Origin of the sequence: Caballeronia sp. LZ003 (genome assembly GCF_031451465.1) — a bacterium.
GTDB lineage: Bacteria > Pseudomonadota > Gammaproteobacteria > Burkholderiales > Burkholderiaceae > Caballeronia.
The window spans coordinates 44110-59606 of record NZ_JARUXJ010000197.1 but is presented as its reverse complement, the minus strand read 5'-3'; the positions used below and the strand labels follow the sequence as shown (position 1 = coordinate 59606).

The 15497-nt window shown below is 59.6% G+C and carries 14 protein-coding genes; all 14 read left to right on the top strand.

The features are described 5' to 3' along the window. Positions 1 to 227 precede the first annotated feature (227 nt). The 14 genes from QCE79_RS34345 to QCE79_RS34280 are packed head-to-tail and all read left to right on the top strand — an operon-like array spanning position 228 to position 15148. Positions 228 to 932, top strand: coding sequence for a type IV secretion system protein (locus tag QCE79_RS34345; protein WP_309852201.1), 705 nt, complete (start codon positions 228 to 230; stop codon positions 930 to 932). Positions 933 to 935: 3 nt separating this feature from the next. Beyond that, positions 936 to 1808, top strand: a complete 873-nt coding sequence (locus QCE79_RS34340) for a TrbG/VirB9 family P-type conjugative transfer protein (protein ID WP_309852198.1) — start codon at positions 936 to 938, stop codon at positions 1806 to 1808. Between the two features lie 2 nt (positions 1809 to 1810). Next, positions 1811 to 3061, top strand: coding sequence for a TrbI/VirB10 family protein (locus QCE79_RS34335; protein ID WP_309852196.1), 1251 nt, complete (start codon positions 1811 to 1813; stop codon positions 3059 to 3061). Further along, positions 3054 to 3854 (top strand): transglycosylase SLT domain-containing protein, encoded by an 801-nt coding sequence (locus QCE79_RS34330; protein ID WP_309852193.1) that lies wholly within the window; start codon positions 3054 to 3056, stop codon positions 3852 to 3854. Before QCE79_RS34335 ends, QCE79_RS34330 begins: the two co-directional genes overlap by 8 nt. Continuing rightward, on the top strand, positions 3851 to 5110 hold the full coding sequence (locus tag QCE79_RS34325) for a hypothetical protein (RefSeq protein WP_309852191.1): 1260 nt from the start codon (positions 3851 to 3853) through the stop codon (positions 5108 to 5110). The genes QCE79_RS34330 and QCE79_RS34325 overlap by 4 nt, the downstream gene beginning before the upstream one ends. Then, the gene (locus QCE79_RS34320; RefSeq protein WP_309852188.1) at positions 5107 to 5529 is read left to right on the top strand and encodes a lytic transglycosylase domain-containing protein; all 423 of its coding nucleotides are present in this window, start codon (positions 5107 to 5109) and stop codon (positions 5527 to 5529) included. The genes QCE79_RS34325 and QCE79_RS34320 overlap by 4 nt, the downstream gene beginning before the upstream one ends. Positions 5530 to 5534: 5 nt before the next feature. Further along, entirely contained in the window at positions 5535 to 6155 is a 621-nt protein-coding gene (locus QCE79_RS34315; protein ID WP_309852186.1) for a toxin co-regulated pilus biosynthesis Q family protein, read from the top strand. A gap of 5 nt (positions 6156 to 6160) precedes the next feature. Then, the gene (locus tag QCE79_RS34310) at positions 6161 to 7786 is read left to right on the top strand and encodes a type II secretory pathway protein (protein WP_309852183.1); all 1626 of its coding nucleotides are present in this window, start codon (positions 6161 to 6163) and stop codon (positions 7784 to 7786) included. A gap of 19 nt (positions 7787 to 7805) precedes the next feature. Beyond that, positions 7806 to 9086, top strand: coding sequence for a hypothetical protein (locus tag QCE79_RS34305; protein WP_309852180.1), 1281 nt, complete (start codon positions 7806 to 7808; stop codon positions 9084 to 9086). Then, positions 9073 to 9684: a hypothetical protein gene (locus QCE79_RS34300; protein WP_309852178.1), complete on the top strand. Its 612-nt coding sequence runs from the start codon at positions 9073 to 9075 to the stop codon at positions 9682 to 9684. The genes QCE79_RS34305 and QCE79_RS34300 overlap by 14 nt, the downstream gene beginning before the upstream one ends. A 3-nt stretch (positions 9685 to 9687) precedes the next feature. Then, positions 9688 to 12048: an ATPase, T2SS/T4P/T4SS family gene (locus QCE79_RS34295; RefSeq protein WP_309852175.1), complete on the top strand. Its 2361-nt coding sequence runs from the start codon at positions 9688 to 9690 to the stop codon at positions 12046 to 12048. Positions 12049 to 12060: 12 nt separating this feature from the next. Then, complete coding sequence (locus QCE79_RS34290; RefSeq protein WP_309852172.1) at positions 12061 to 13179, top strand: type II secretion system protein; 1119 nt, start codon at positions 12061 to 12063, stop codon at positions 13177 to 13179. Between the two features lie 10 nt (positions 13180 to 13189). Then, positions 13190 to 13822, top strand: a complete 633-nt coding sequence (locus tag QCE79_RS34285; RefSeq protein WP_309852170.1) for a hypothetical protein — start codon at positions 13190 to 13192, stop codon at positions 13820 to 13822. A 15-nt stretch (positions 13823 to 13837) separates the two neighbouring features. Beyond that, on the top strand, positions 13838 to 15148 hold the full coding sequence (locus QCE79_RS34280; protein WP_309852166.1) for a hypothetical protein: 1311 nt from the start codon (positions 13838 to 13840) through the stop codon (positions 15146 to 15148). The last annotated feature ends 349 nt before the right edge of the window (positions 15149 to 15497 follow it).

The window sequence follows — 15497 nt, the reverse complement described above, 5'->3', positions numbered from 1 at the left end:
TTGAGCTACGTGTACTACAGGTCTTAGGAGCTAAGCGTCGGAAAGAGGCATGAAAATGTGCCTGTTTCTTCGTGTGAGGAGTTATCAGGATAATTCCTAGGTCTAGTGACGAAGTGCGCAAATAAATCGGAAAGGGCAACTGTACAAAGACGCACAAAACTCATCGTCTTTCCGCTGAGAAAAGCACGCGCACGCTGTTTCAATGGTGACCATTCCAAAGGGTTGCCATGCGTCTTTTCAAGAATAAGCGTCGGGCCGCGCTGTCTACGGCCCCCGGCTCATACGCCGATGAAGATCCAAGCAGGGTGATTTTCGAGACGAGCACGAAGCTAAAGCTCGAAGCTAACCGCTGGATGCTGATTTCCTTCGGATTGGCGATCGTGGCGGCCGGAGCGGTCTGGACGCGCCAACCTCCGCCGTCGGTCACGCGTGTGGTTGGCGTCTCAGCCGACACTGGTGGTCATCCCATCGTCACCGAACTGGTCGCCTATAAGCCTGACTCGCAAGCCGTACGGGCCACGGTAAGAGACATGGCGGTTCGGTGGTTCACGATCGAGCCGGTGCTGTCGGATCGCCTCGAAACTTCGCGCATGACCGCCAACATCAATTCCGTAAAAGGGCAAATGATCGGAGCGGCGAGCGGTCAATTTCGCGATTGGCTAAAGAGCGACGCTCCCTTTCAAGCGATCACGGCGAACCCAAAACTGATCCGCGAAGTGGATGTGCGCAACATCGCGCTGTTGGAAGACTCGACCGTCCTCGTGGAATTTACGACGACGACTTCGCAAGCGGGCACGACCGGCAAGCCCGACGTGAAATCTTATGCCCTGACGCTGCGCTATCAGATTGCTGCGCCAACGGCAGAGCAGGCGCTTACCACAAACCCCTTCGGTATCTTCATTCCGTTCTTCCGCCTCGAGCGGACCGCATAAGCAATGACCGCAACCATTTTCATCAAACGGCCGGTCATCGGCATGTGCATTCTTGCTGCGTGCGCGGCGTTGGTTGCTGAACCCGCCCAGGCGAAGAAACCCGCAATTGACTCGGGTTTCAATGCGGCGGTGGTCGCCGGCGACCCGATGAGCCCGATCAACCCATTCAATGGCGGGGCGGATCCTTTGACGATGCCGGGCGACGCGCGGATCGGCGTCTTTCCGTATAGCCGCGACCAGATCTATCGGGTTCTGACCGCCCCGCTGAAGCTCACGACGATCGAACTGGAGAAGGGCGAGAAGCTGATCGCGGATCCTGCCATGGGCGATAGCGTGCAATGGGAAATCGACGACGACAAGATGAACCATGTTTTCATCAAACCGCACAAGGCTGATCTCGTCAACACGCTGCATCTGACGACGAACCTTCGCGAATACGACTTCACGCTTATCGCATCGCCAGCAGGCGGCATGTTCTATCAAACCGTGCGTTTCCAATACCCGCACGCGCCGATGGCCCGCGTTAGCGTGCGCGACGATGCGACTGCTGGGGGCGGTCGCAGCGGTGCCGACTCCGGCAGCATCAGCGTTGCGCCCGACAAACTGAACTGGGACTACAGCGTCGACGGCCGCGCAGAATTCACGCCCGAAACCGTTTTCGATGATGGTCACGCTGTGTGGATGCGCATGCCTGCAAAAGCGCAGGAGTGGCCGGTGCCATTCATTCTCGATCATGGCGATCGCGTTGTCGCGAACTTCATCCGCCGCGGCGACTTCCTCGTGCTTCAACGTCTTGCCGATGAGATTGTGCTTCGCTCGGGCAAGGACGAGGTCACCGTGACGCGCGGCCGTCGTCGCGTGTTCGGAGTGTTCTGATCGTGGCGAAGAAATCTGATTCCGCCACTGCAAGCGCTGAGCAGGAAGCGCTTGTGAAGGGCAAGACGCCACGCAACGCGATTATGAGCATCGGCATCCTCGCCGCTGTTGTCATTGGCGGACTCGGTTTCTATTACGAGCTGCAGGCGACTAACAAGGCAGATGAGGACGCGCGCATCAAGAAGGCGAGCGCATTGAAGTCGAGTACGGAAGCGCCCGCTGCGACGAACAACAATGACATCGACCAATTGATCCGTCTGCAGCGCGATGCGGCAGCGTCGGAGGCGGCTGCACGTGCGGCGGCAGAGGCGGCCGCGCCGAAGCCTGCTGTCAAACCGGTGCTAACCGGTGCCGACTTTCAGGACGAGGTCAAAACCGGCGGCGGCGATACTCGGGAGCTCTCTCGCCAAGCCGCGCAGGACGCCATCTATACGTCGTCGATTTTCAGGCGGTCGGGAGCGTCGCGCGCAGCAAATCAGTCGACGAACGTTCTTCCTGCCGGCGTCCCTTCGTTGGATGATGTTCGCGCCGCGCGCAGCGCTGCTAACGCTGGCGTCCCTGACGCGATGGCGCTTGCTCTTGCCAAGCAAGGACAGGCGCCTGAGGACCGTGACCGTGCTTTTCTTAAGGATGCGGCCTCGCAGGGCGGCATCGAACGCACGACTTTCAACGGGCAGTCGATGGGATGCACGCTCACGCCTCCGCACGTGATCCACGTGAAAACTGTGGAAGGGCTGAACTCCGACAAGCCAGGCCGCGTGTCGCTGATGGTTGACGAGGATGTCTATGACAGCTTGCGCGGCGATTGCCTGATGATCCCGAAAGGCGCTTTCATCAACGGGATGTACAGCGCAGATGTCAAGGTCGGTCAAGAACGACTGCTTGTCGCATCGACCAGCCTGCGTTTGCCCAACGGCAAGAGCGTTCCGCTTAACGGTATGCAGGGCGCTGATCAGAATGGCTACGCGGGCTTCTCAGGCGACGTCAACAATCACTTCATCAAGATTTTTGGCGCCGGATTTATCACGGCAATCTTGCTCAAAACTTTTGACAACGGCGCACAAACTGCGACCACCGCAAGCCCGAATGGGGTAACGACATACGGAAGCACGGCAGGGCAGGTGGCTGCTGCGACCGCACAGACCGTGCTCCAACGCAACCAGAACATTCCGCCCACGATCACGGTCGAGCCGGGCCAGAAGTTCCTAGTGCAGGTCACGCAAGACATCGTGATGGAGCCTTACCATGAGTAAGGCTCTCGTGACTGCGTTCCTGTCTGCTATGGCTTTCGGCGCACAGGCAGCGACCATCGATTCGATCATCAGCCCCACGCGCATCGTGGTTGACAACGGCTCGAAGCGGGCGATCGTCGAGCTGCCGGGCGAGCCGGTATACGCGTGCGGCCTTCAGCCGTTCCTTGCGTGGGCTAACCGATTTAAGGGACAAACGGTTGAAACCACGACAGGCGGGGTTGCGATCAGCATCGACGGATCGCCGGTCAGCCTCGAAAATCTATTCGTCAAGGCTGGCTGGCTGCGACCTGCAACGCTAACCGATGACGCACAGGCGAGCATCACTGAGCGCCGTGGTGGCTGGGCATGTGCCTCGGCGCAAGCGCCATTCGACGCGATGCATACATCTGTAGATCCGAAGATCCTCGCCGGCATCGCGCTCAACGAGTCTGCTTACAACGGGCGGGCATGGCCATGGACTTTGAACGTCGCGGGCCGCGGGTTCTTTTTTCGCTCTCGCGAGGACGCGTATCGCGCGGTGCGATATCTAATCAGTAACGGCCGATCGGACTTCGATGTTGGTCTCATGCAAGTGAACTGGGGCTTCCATGGCAAGCGTTTCGCAAGCGCCTGGGATGCGCTCGCACCGGCAACGAATATCCGCGTGGCCGAAGACATTCTCAATGAGAACTACCGCCTCACGCATTCCGCCGTGAAGGCTGTCGCGTACTACCACAGCGCCAATCCCGCACCTGGCCGCGAATACCTCGCGCGGTTCGTTAAGCACCTCTCTCAAATCGAACGCGGTCTATGAAGCACACGCTCTCCCTTCTTACTCTCGCGCTTGCGGCAGTCACGATCAATGCGGTAGCTGCTGGAACGGATCCGCTCGACTTCGACTACGAGATAGCCGGAAATGTGCTCGAACGGCCGGCACTGGTCTTCAACGATGGCAGCGACACCTATTTCCAGCCCCGAGCTGGTCAGTCGCTTCACGTTGACGGGGGACATAGCCAAGGGCCGTACGTTGTCGTGCCAGGCACTCCCGAGGTCATTCATTATTCAGCGGGCGGATCGAGCGCTACGGCTTATTGGAAGAAAGCCAATCGCTTCATCGGCGAGAAAGCGCGCAGTGACACACCTTCAGGATTCACTGGTTTCTCCGGTCGTCTCGCGCTCATCGGACCGCGCAGCAGTCTAGAAAGCACGCGCCCGCTGAACGCTACCTTGCCGCTGGCGCAGCTTGTGAAGGCAATGGTGCCGCAAGGTTGGACCGGATCAGCACAGAAAGACATCGATCTGACGACTGCGACGAGCTTCGGCACGCGCGATGGCGAGAACTGGATGCAGTCGCTTGATCGCCTTGTTGCGGCATCCGATCTATACGCGGACGTAGACTTCAACGCGCATCATGTGACGCTTCGCCGCTCGGCTCCCCAGTCGGTGGCTGTGAACTATGTTGCGCCGGTTGCTCAGGCTGCCGCAAATCCAGTCGCCGCACCGGCGGATTCGCCAAGCGGTGATCCTATCGCAGAAATTGCGAAGAAAGCTAACGCGGACACGCCGGCCGCAGCGGGTTCCGTCCTCGCAGCGAAATTCGGAGCGATGGCGATCCGCGACGGTGACGATACCCATATCCAGATCAAATTCTCGGCCAAACCTGCTGCTGAATTGAAGGTCACCGGACAGGAGGGTAAATCGCTGCGTCCGAAGTGGGATGACGCGACCAACGTGGTGACGTTCAATCGCGCAGAGCGGTTCACGATTTCGAGCGGCGCCGACAGTGTCGAGGTCGCGCGTGTTGCTGGGATCGTCTATGAGTTCGATGCCGGGAACAAGGCAGCCCTGCAAAGTGTGTTTGATCAGGATGGCTCGACATTCTTCAAGTTTGCCGACACGGTGGGCAAGGTGACAGTGGCTGATGTCGGCCACATGGGCTCCGGCGAGCAGAAGGGGCGATATTTCAAATTCATCGGCACGGCCGACCAGTTCATCGTTAATGCCGACGGCAATGTCGTCAACGTATTGCGCAAGCACGATGTCCGATTCTTTGATCGGCCCGCATCATGAGCCGACTGCTTCACCTCCTCACGTTTCTCTGTGCGGCCATCTCAACGCATGCGCATGCCGACTGTCTTGACGATGCGGCGAGCTACCACCGCGTGAGCGTTCAGGTCGTACGAGCAATCGCGCAACAAGAGTCGGGGATGCGCCCTTACGTGACCAGCAGAAATACAGACGGTAGCGAGGACATAGGGCTTATGCAGATCAACTCGTCGTGGTTGCCAAAGCTGGCTCGCTACGGCATCACACGACAGCACTTGTTCAACGCGTGTGTGAACGCGTACGTGGGAACGTGGATTCTTGCATCGAACGTAAAGCAGTTCGGTCCGACTTGGAAAGCAGTCGGCGCGTACAACGCGGTGTCCTCGAACAAGCAACTCATTTACGCCAACAACATTTACCGTCGCCTGCAGCGCGCGAACTGACCAACATGACGCCTATTTTCTCTCTTCAAACGCATCGCACCGCGCGCGTGGTGGCTCACTTGTTTGCGTGTCTAGCTCTTACGACGGTTTCCGGCCTTGCTTCGGCGGACCCGGACCAGTCCCGTCTTGCCCCGCCGCCCGGCGACGGCTGGCAGATGCTTGCAGCCCCCGGCGCACATGCCGCGCCGACGCAGATAGCGTTGGCTGCGCCGACGGCTACCCCTGCGGCCGTGCCGAAAGCGCTGCCCGGTCCGGCTGCGCCAGTTGCGCTGACCGGTGCACCGGCCGCGAAGCCGCTCGCCTCCCTCGATGTTGCACCGGTTGTTGTGCCGGGAGCTGCCACTTCCAGTGCGCCGGGCGGCATTCTCTCGTTCACGATCACGCCGCAGGACATCAATCTGCGCAATGCGCTCGATCGCTGGCTGCAACAGCAAGGCTGGCAGCTCGCATGGAAGATCGACGACGACTTGCCGCTCGAATTCAACGCGACGTTTTCTGGCGACTTTAAGTCGGTGCTCACGCAAGTGATGCAGGCGACCAATCACATGCGCACGCCCACGCGCGTGTGCAAGCACACCAACAACGTCATCCGCGTCGTCGCACGCGCAGCTAACTGCCAAGAGTAATCGTCATGCGCCTCATAAAAATTAAATCTGCTGTCGCCATGCTCGTGGCCGTATCGCTGACGGGCTGCGCGGTATCGCAATTCGACGTCAATCATGCTTATGATGCGGCGAACGCCGACGCCAGTCGCGCGATGGCGAATGTGCCCGAGTCGATGGCCCTCGTTGAAGATGTGCCGACCGCCTTTCTCGGGGACCGTCTTGTGCCCGTCGCGTACGAAGCGACGCTTCCCGCAATCTTCCGCGAGAAGAGCGTGACGTTTCCGGGCAATCTGCCGGTGTCGAAAATCGCGACGTTGGTGTCGAGCGCAACTGGCTATCCGGTGCATCTGAGCCCAGATGTTTTCATTCCGCGCGACGCGCTGATTCCGAAGACCAACGGAGGTGGGGTGTCGGTGCCCATGCAGTCGGCGGCGCTGGCGAAAACCAATGTCGAGCCAGTCTACGCGCAGCCGTGCAGTTGCAAGGTGGGCGAGTATCTGCGGGGCGTGACAGAGAACCTCGGACTCGACTGGACCTTCGACGGCACAACCATCTCGATCAGCCGCTTCGTCACCAAGACGTTCACGATCGCTGCTATCCCGGGCAAGGTGTCGATAAAGTCGACCTTGTCGAAGGGGACAGATACTTCAACCGGCAATCAGTCGTCGGGTGGCACGATGGGCGGCACATCCGGTAACACCGGCTCGTTCTCGTCGATCACGTCGTCGGGTCGCGACGGCACGTTCGATCAGATTGCTATCATCCAGTCGGAACTGGAAAAGTTGAAATCGCCGCTCGGCGAAGTCGTCGTGAACCCGCAAAGCCGCCTGGTTATGGTGCGGGACACGAAGGAAGCAGTCGATCGGATGGGGGCGTTGCTCGCGCGCGAGAACGCGATCTCTACGCGCCAGGTCGCGCTGCGGGTGCGCACGCTTCAGGTCGATATGAGCAATGGCACGCAGGCCGGCGTGTCGGCGGACTTCGTCTTCAATCGGATCTCGGACGGCCTGAAGCGGTATGCGGTCGCCTTTGCGTCGCCCACGTCGCTCGCGACGGCCGCCGGCGGCACGGTTGGCCTTTCGGTGCTCAAGCCTGGCTCGCCGCTCGAAGGCACCAACGCCATCATCAGCGGCCTGAACAGTTTCGGCAAGACGGTGCAGGACAACACTCAAACGAAGCTGACGTTGAACGGTTTGCCCGTGTCGATCGGATCCTTCGAAACGAAGGGTTATCTTGCTTCCACTTCGCCGAGTGTCGGCTCGCTGACGGGTGGCACATCGGGCGTCCCCGGCCTGCAACCGGGCTCCGTGACGGTTGGTGACTTCGTCAATATTCTGCCGTCGGTCAACGACCACAATCAGATCATTCTTTCATACTGGAGCGACAGCTCGAAGCTCAACGGTCCGTTCACGACCATCAGTACGGGATCCGGCGACACGCTGCAGCAGATTCAGTTGCCCGACATTCTCGGCAGCAAGGATGACCAGACGATTGCGCTGTCCGATGGCCAGACCGTCGTGCTCTATGGGGCGCTGACCAATCACTACGACGGCACCAGCAACAACGGCATCGGCGGCCTCTCGGGCGCATGGAACAAGGGACGCACATTCCAGGTGATCATGCTGACGGCGACCGTCGTCCCGTCGATCTGAGCGCGAGGTAAGCACATCCATGCACTTCGAATCGATACCGGGAGAGAAGGGCGCCAAGCTCGTGTTTGGGCTCGAGTGGCGCGCTTACTCTGCCAAAGGCGCAAGCGCTGAACGTCGGCGTTATGCTCAAGACCTAGGCGCCACGCACTACACCGAGATCAAGGCCAAAGACGAGACCATCGCGGGCTTTTGCGAACTCGACGCCTCCCAGCGCAAGGGTGGGAAGCTCTACTCCGCCGCCGCACGCATCGCCACGCTCGATCGAGTGCGTCGCCGGCCGGCAGTGCTGGTGTTGATTCAGAATGACGAACGCGTGCATCTTGTACTCGTTCTGCGCGGCGCGGTTTCGGTCGACGAGGAAGTGGCGCTCAATGCGCTTGCTGACCGGCGCGAAGAGATCGAGGACCAATGCGCCAAGGCGGGCCTCACGCTCGCGACGCTGGGCCACGGCGCGCTGCTGCACGCGCTCGACGAGAGTTTCGAGCTTCGTGAATTGCTAGTCGCACGCAAGGTCGGACTGATTAAGAAGGTCCCGGTCGCCATCCCTACTGCCGTTCCGTTGCTGGTGATTCTGGCAGCCGTGTTCTTTGGCGGCAAGCAACTGATCGACGTTCTGAATCCGCCGCCACCACCGCCGGCACCCCCGCCGACATTTATGCAGGAATACCAAGCGGCAGTGATGCGCACGCTTGGCGCTCCCGCGCCGCTGGCCAACATGCTCGCTCCGCGACTGCTCGCGAGTTTCGGCACACAGGAAAGCAATGTAGCCGGTTGGCAGTTCGAGAAGGCTTCCTGTTCGATCGCCGGACCCTGCGTCGTGACATACAAGCGTCAGGGCGGGACGTTCAAGGAATTTGATACACGCGCGCCCGAAACGCTGCGTCCGATCGTCTTCAATCCCGATGGGTGGCACCTCACCACGCGCGGTCCGGAAGTCACTGTAGCTGAGCGCGTGGCGCTTGCTCAGCAGAAGACATGGCCAAACCAGCAAGCGCTTATCAAAGCGCTGCAAACCGATCCGCAAAAGCTTTCGACCAAGCCGGACACGCTCGACAGTCATGGGTATGTCGTGGATATCAAGCCTGCCGAGCGGCTGATCCCCCGACAGCCGATGGCGGGCGAGGTGCAAGGTCCGCTCGTGCAGCGGGGCACGTGGCAAATCGATGGATACAAGTGGCAGAGCGCGCTGCTCGCGCGCCTGCCCGACAACATGGCGCTGGATACCCTCGACGTGGAGTTGAAGGAAGACGGCACCGGGGTGCATTTCACTGCGAAGGGTAAATATTATGTTCTCAACTAAGCGGCTGACCACAACGAGCTGGCCGCGCCGAGCGGTGTGCTTCGGCGCGTTGGTTCTTGTCACCGGCCTGTCCCAGGCGCAGGAAAGCCACCTCTCGCTTGACGATATCGACAAGCTCGCGCGCCAGAAGCTTGTAGATTCAATGCGCAAGACCGACGGGGCAGGATCCGGTGGCGTGGGCTTAGGCTCCCCCCTCGGTGCGGCCGCACAAGCCCCGGTGACGGTGCCGGCACCGGTGCCGGTGAAGGTTGAACACAAGCCCGCACTCGCGCCCAAACGCGTGATCCCGGTCTCCTTCGTTGGAGCCTATTCCGATATGTCGGGCGCATACGTGTTGTACGACTATCAGGGCACAACCTATACCGCGCGTCAGGGTTCCCGGCTGCTCAACGGTTGGACCGTTGCGTCGGTGAACGGCTTTGAAGTGAGCCTCGCCGACGGCAAGCGCAAATGGACTGAAAACATCTCGGCGCCGGTTGATACGCCGGTGGCACTTGCTGATAGCCCGTCGGTTCGAGCAATCACCGATCTTGGCTCCCCCCTTCCTCCCGGTGGCCTTGCGTCGGCCGCTCCGTCCTTCGTTCCTTTCGCGAAATAAATCATGGGTCTTTTTGGACAAGAAGAGCAGAACATCCCAGAAGCGCGCGGTGGATTTCTGAAACGTTTCCGGACTCCGCGCTCGAGCTTCGTTGAACCGAGCGCCGGCGCGGAGCCCGAGTTGAAGCGCTCCGCTCGCCGTCGCGCACAGACCGAATCTGATGATCGAAAGGAAGCGCGAGACGATATCGCTGCACCCCGCGCGACCAATCCTCAGGTTTCGTTTCTTGGGCGCGCGTTGTCCGGCGGCGACATCGAGGACGTCGAGAGCACTGAGGTCGAAAATGATGGTGTGGCCAACTCGATCATTGAGCCAATGACAGGCGCCCAAGCTCATTATCGCACCGTAGTCGGAGATGCGGAACATGGACTGGCGGGATTGGCGACGGACGAGCTAAATAGTGAACCTGCATATCGTCCCTTCGTGCCGCCGACATTCGCTCGTCCGAGCTTCGCTAGCATGACGGCCGGCATGGCGGCTATCGAAAGTCGCGGAGTGAGCAGATCGACGCCGGTCATTGACGAAGCGGCGGCCTCACCCAAGCCAGAGACGCCGACCGAAGAGGAGTCTGACCTTTTCCAGCAGTCCGCTGATCGCACAGAGTCACAGCCGCCCGAGGTAGTGACGCCTCAGCAGCGCACTGGGCGAATCGCCATTCCTGAAGACGACGTGACCGATGACGAGGATGCATTGAACGCCCCGATGCCGGGACGTCCCGAACTGGTATCAGTTGAGTCTCTACCCGAATTCAAGCGCATCCTGACTGTGGCTGACGACGATGCTGCATTGCGCATTCCAGCCAGCGCACGCAAGCAATTTGTCGCCGTGGAATTGCAGCCAGGCGTCGCAGTTACGGTTGCAAGCTCGCGCTTCGCAGAAAAAGCGCAGTACGCCACGTTCATTAAGGATCTCGGCGCGAACGACATTCTCGTGCGCGAGGAGATGATCGCAACCGAGGCGGTGATCGCGGCGATTTATGCAGGCAAGTCCGCATCGTCGGCCAACTCGGTAGTCCGTGAGGCTAGCCGCGCGATCGGCAATTTCCGTGACATCGTCGAAGCGGCTCATTCCTTCGGTGCCAGCGACATTCACTTTGAGCCGCGCGAATTTCACAACGAGGTCGAGGTGCGCTTCCGGGTGAACGGCGACATGTACACGTTCAGTCGCATGCCCAAGGGCATCGTGCGTCGTGCCTTGTTCGCCGCATACAGTGATCTCGTCCAGCGCAATACGAACTCGGGCAACAGCTTTCAGCCCAGTGCGCCCCAGTCCGCGATGATTCCGCTTGTCGTCAAGACGGATACGGTCAATCTACGTTGGCAATCATCGCCGCTCGTTGGCGGGTACGATGTCACACTGCGTTTGCTCGACGGCAACTTCAAGAACTACAACGTCCTGCTGCCCAAGGATATGGGGCTGGAAAAGAGCCAGCTCGACTTGATCGACACGCTGAACTATGTGAGCGGTGGCATCACGGCACTGACCGGCGAAACGGGTTCGGGCAAGACCACGACGCTGCGCGCGCTATCCTACATGTTGCCGGATCGCGAGTTGAAGAAGCAGTTTGCGGTGAATGAGCCGTCCGAGTATCCGATGCCGTGGCTGTCGGACTATTCGATCATCCGTCGTCCGGATGAGACTGACGACGAAGCCAACCGCAAGTATGCCGAGGTCATCCGAACGCTCATGCGGCAGGATCCCGACGATCTGACCATCGGCGAAGTTCGTGACCGCGTCGTGATGGGCCTCGTCGCCGAACTTGCGTTGACCGGTCACCCGGTGCGCTTCTCTTTGCACGCGGGGGACATCATTGCGGCGGTGATGCGGATGGCGGGCGGTCGCCTGCAACTGCCGATCGACGAGCTTGCGTCAGAAGGCTTCATCAATGCGGTGGGCAATCAGAAGCTGATCCCCACGCTCTGCGAGCACTGCAAGCTGCCGGCTGAAGATGTGATGCCGAAAGCCGACCTCGAAATTCTGCGCTCGAAGTTTGGCCTGGACACGTCGAGCATGGCATGCCGCAACTACGACGGTTGTGAGCACTGCCGTCTGAAAGGGCTCTTTACGCGCCTCGGCAAAGTCGCTGGCGGCACGAAACGTCCCTCGCTTGCGGCCGAACTTTATCGTCCGACACCTGAGTTTCTTGAGCGCGTGGCCAAGCGAGACTGGGCAGGCGCGCGCCAAGTATGGCGGGGCGAACGTCGTACAGGGTTCGATAACGCCGACATGACCGGAAAGACGCTCTATGAACATGCTCTTTTCAAGGCTTCGCGCGGTTTGATTGACCCACAATTCATCAATCGCTCGATGCAGTCGTTCGCGCAATACCGCGTGATGCCCGGCGTCGATGGCTTAATGGTCTAACTCGGGTCGCCCATGTTCAACAGCTTCGTCAAAACGCTGCCGGTCCGGCAGCAGCTCGCGATTGCGCGCGTTCGATTTCAGAAGGTCCGCGAGGACTTCTATCGGGAGACGCGTCTGGATATCGCAGCCAAGGGGTTGCGCAATACCGAGACGCTGTTCGACCGGCTCGAGACCTACGAAAAGCGCGGTCGCAGCCGTGGCCGCGTCGAATGGCAGGTCTTCGCGCGTATCCGTGAGACGATGCAGCGGGGTGAAAGCTTCGCGATCGCAATCAAGCCATTTATTCCGGGCGATGAATACGCGTTGCTCGATATCGCGGACGAGTCTTCGCGCGAGGACGCCGTGGTGCGCGGCTTCGAGCTCGCGGAAATGGCGGCCAAGGCCAAGCGCGTCTTGTCGGCGACGACGTCGGTGCAGATGGCCTATCCGGCATTGCTGCTGGTCTATATGTACGCATTCTGCATGCTTTTCGGCGGAGTGATTTTCCCGCAAGTGCTCGATGTGCGGCCGCTGGAGCAATGGCCCGATTTCGGGCAGTTGCTCTATCACGTCGACACCTTCTGCTTCGAGTACTGGTGGCTCACGCTAACGGTTCTGATCGGCCTTGTGCTTGCGTATTTTGCAAGCCTGAAACGATGGGCTGGACCGCTTCGCGATCGCTTTGATCGCATGCCCCTCCTGTGGCGTAATCGGCGGGATCTTCGCGCTGCTTTGCTGATCGTCTCGTTGGCTGGCTTGTTCGATTCCAATCTTACGCTGCGCGCGTCGCTCGAGCGGTTGATGAAGACGGCTGATCCGTGGTTGCGTTGGCACCTGTCGACCATGAACCGACGCCTGACCGCGCGTGCTGATGACCCCATGCGCGCGCTCGACACCGGCATCTTCTCGATCACGATCGTCGACACGGTTACGGACGCTGCAGGCCGCGACCAGTTTGAGGCAGCAATCAAAAGTCTCGGGCGCGAGTCACTGGATCGCGTCGTTGAAGCGGTCAAGCGCAATGCAAGACTGACTCACTACATTCTGCTTGGCTTTGCGGCCGCGCTTTTCCTGACGCTTGGCATCGGATCCTATGTGGTCACCGGGGCCGTCAATCTCACCTCCAGTAATTCCGCAGTCTCCAGCTACTAAGGATCATCAAATGACCAACGAAAACAAACAGAGCATCGAAAATAAACAAGCCACCCACGCCGATGAAGCGAAAGCGCGTCGTGCCCGTATGCTCAAGCACGCGCGGGCGACAAGGCAATCGGGCGAGCTCTCGATGATCGAAGCGGGCGCGGTGATGGCAGGCGCCGCGTTGCTGGCGCTTGCTGTCTACGCCGGCGGCAAATACGTGCTCGATCTCATTCACTCGTCGCAGTTCAAGAGCGAAGCGCAGATGTTCCATACCGGCGTCTTGAACGCGACACAGAACGATGCAGATTTTTCGTCCGAGACGCTCAGTGTCCTCGCGCAGAATCATGCGTTTGATTCGGCGGGTTCGCGGGTCGCTTCGGACAAGTCTGCGGTGAAGGGTATGTTCAACGGCACCGTCACGGCAGCGGTGAACACGCTCGTAACCTCGAACGACTCGTTGGTGCTGACCTATCCAGTCACCTCGACCGTGTGTTCGTTAAGTGCTGCCGCGCTGATCACGGTGTACACGCAAGTGACCGTGAACGGCACGACGATTTTCTCGCCGACCGTCACCTTCAATCCGCAAACGGTCGCGACGGCCTGTGCCTCCAACGGCTCGATGGCGTCAATGGGACTGTGGACCACTCGTACCTGATCGCGGACCGCCGACATGGGAAGCATTCTTGAGATGTTGATCGTCCTGGTCGGCGCTGCGTTGCTGACGGTACAAGGGATCAAGGAAGACATCGCTGCCAAACGCCAAAACATGCTGCAGATCGAAGGGCAGAACATTGCGTCGATCAATTCGGCGTTGGGCAGCTACATCACGAACAATTTTGCGACGCTGATTCCGGCCAGCTTCTCACAGAGCACATCGACGTCGATCGCGGCTCCGACGCTTGCGCAGTTGAGCGTGCAAGCAAATAACAAAGTTTCGTTCAAGAGCTCGTCATTTTGGGGCGGTACGTATCAGATAGCGATGTCGGTCGTGCCAGCTAGCTGCTCCACAGCAGCAGGAAACTGTCACATCGCCACGCAGATCTATCCGAGCACGCCGCTCATGAAGAGCGGTACGCCCGACATAGCAGGTGCGGGCATTATCACGGCCGCTGGCGGCTCACAGTTCGGCTACTCGACGAATCGGGCGCCAGGCACGATTACCGGCAACCAAGGCCAATGGACCTTGCCGAACCCGGCAGGCAACCGCGCCGGGATGGTTCTTGCCATTAATGGCTTTGGTTCGGATGGTAATTCGTCATACTACCGCCGAGATGGCGCGCTGCCATTGACCGGCACGATGAACGCCAACAATCAGGACATGCAAAACGTCGGCAATGTGACACTCGGCGGAGGCAAAGTCTTGAAGCTGCAGGCGGGCAATAGCGTGCAAATCGACAATGGAGCGATGTACTACGGCGACAGCGTGAACGCCGCCGTCCGTACCAAGGGCGCGCTTTATGTCCAGAACTACCAAGGAACGGGATCGGCGCCGATCAATGTCGGAGACGTCAATTCGAGCGGCACGTTGAACGGCAACGCTTTGACAGTAAATACAGCGACCGCAAACGTCGCGAACATAAACGCTGGTGCGGCCAACTGTGGCTGGAACGGCGTCACGATCCGCAACAACCTCATGTACGTCTGTAATAAGTGGGGCAACTGGGTCGGTGTTAGCTCTTTAGTGAGTAATCAGTCTGCCGATGCTCAATACACAGGGTACTACAACGGTTGGGGCATCAATCCGCCGGCGTGCGGTGCAGGCGGAAGTGCCTGGTACCGGATCATCCCCCAAAGCGTCACCACCGATTACTCGAATCACAATCCACCGATCGCTGGCGCGCGCTTCGGGATGGGCTGGAACGGAAGTCAGTGGGTCTTGCAAATCTACGACGTTCTTGCCGATGGAGCGAACACGCTGGTCGCCGATCAACTCGGCCTTCAGGCGCAGGTGGACGTGGGCTGCAATTACAGCAATCAATAATGATGAAAATAAAGAGAACGACGGGACTGGCGCTTTTGCTTGTCTCAATAATGAGCGCAACGTTGGCGATACCGCACGTGGCGACGGCGCAATGGGTCCAAATCCCTCTCGGCGTGCCACGAGCACCAGGATGTGACCCCGGCTATTCTTGGCAGAAAATCGGCGTGCGCTATCAATGTGTAACTCCACAGCCAAGTTGTGCTTATGGATTCGCGTCTGGGCCGGCATGGAACGGGAATTCGTGGTTCTATGCATGCAACGCTCCGCCGACGCCGCCGGCTCCTCCAACTCCCCCACAACCGCCTACGCAGCAAGACCCAACTCGGCAGGCGTTGGCAAACTGCGCAGC

Bases quoted from the DNA above. Each gene is read 5' to 3' on its own strand.
- QCE79_RS34285 (WP_309852170.1), top strand. From the start codon at position 13,190: ATGACCAACGAAAACAAACAGAGCATCGAAAATAAACAAGCCACCCAC.
- QCE79_RS34330 (WP_309852193.1), top strand. From the start codon at position 3,054: ATGAGTAAGGCTCTCGTGACTGCGTTCCTGTCTGCTATGGCTTTCGGC.
- QCE79_RS34310 (WP_309852183.1), top strand. From the start codon at position 6,161: ATGCGCCTCATAAAAATTAAATCTGCTGTCGCCATGCTCGTGGCCGTA.
- QCE79_RS34295 (WP_309852175.1), top strand. From the start codon at position 9,688: ATGGGTCTTTTTGGACAAGAAGAGCAGAACATCCCAGAAGCGCGCGGT.
- QCE79_RS34340 (WP_309852198.1), top strand. From the start codon at position 936: ATGACCGCAACCATTTTCATCAAACGGCCGGTCATCGGCATGTGCATT.
- QCE79_RS34280 (WP_309852166.1), top strand. From the start codon at position 13,838: ATGGGAAGCATTCTTGAGATGTTGATCGTCCTGGTCGGCGCTGCGTTG.
- QCE79_RS34300 (WP_309852178.1), top strand. From the start codon at position 9,073: ATGTTCTCAACTAAGCGGCTGACCACAACGAGCTGGCCGCGCCGAGCG.
- QCE79_RS34320 (WP_309852188.1), top strand. From the start codon at position 5,107: ATGAGCCGACTGCTTCACCTCCTCACGTTTCTCTGTGCGGCCATCTCA.
- QCE79_RS34290 (WP_309852172.1), top strand. From the start codon at position 12,061: ATGTTCAACAGCTTCGTCAAAACGCTGCCGGTCCGGCAGCAGCTCGCG.
- QCE79_RS34315 (WP_309852186.1), top strand. From the start codon at position 5,535: ATGACGCCTATTTTCTCTCTTCAAACGCATCGCACCGCGCGCGTGGTG.
- QCE79_RS34305 (WP_309852180.1), top strand. From the start codon at position 7,806: ATGCACTTCGAATCGATACCGGGAGAGAAGGGCGCCAAGCTCGTGTTT.
- QCE79_RS34325 (WP_309852191.1), top strand. From the start codon at position 3,851: ATGAAGCACACGCTCTCCCTTCTTACTCTCGCGCTTGCGGCAGTCACG.
- QCE79_RS34345 (WP_309852201.1), top strand. From the start codon at position 228: ATGCGTCTTTTCAAGAATAAGCGTCGGGCCGCGCTGTCTACGGCCCCC.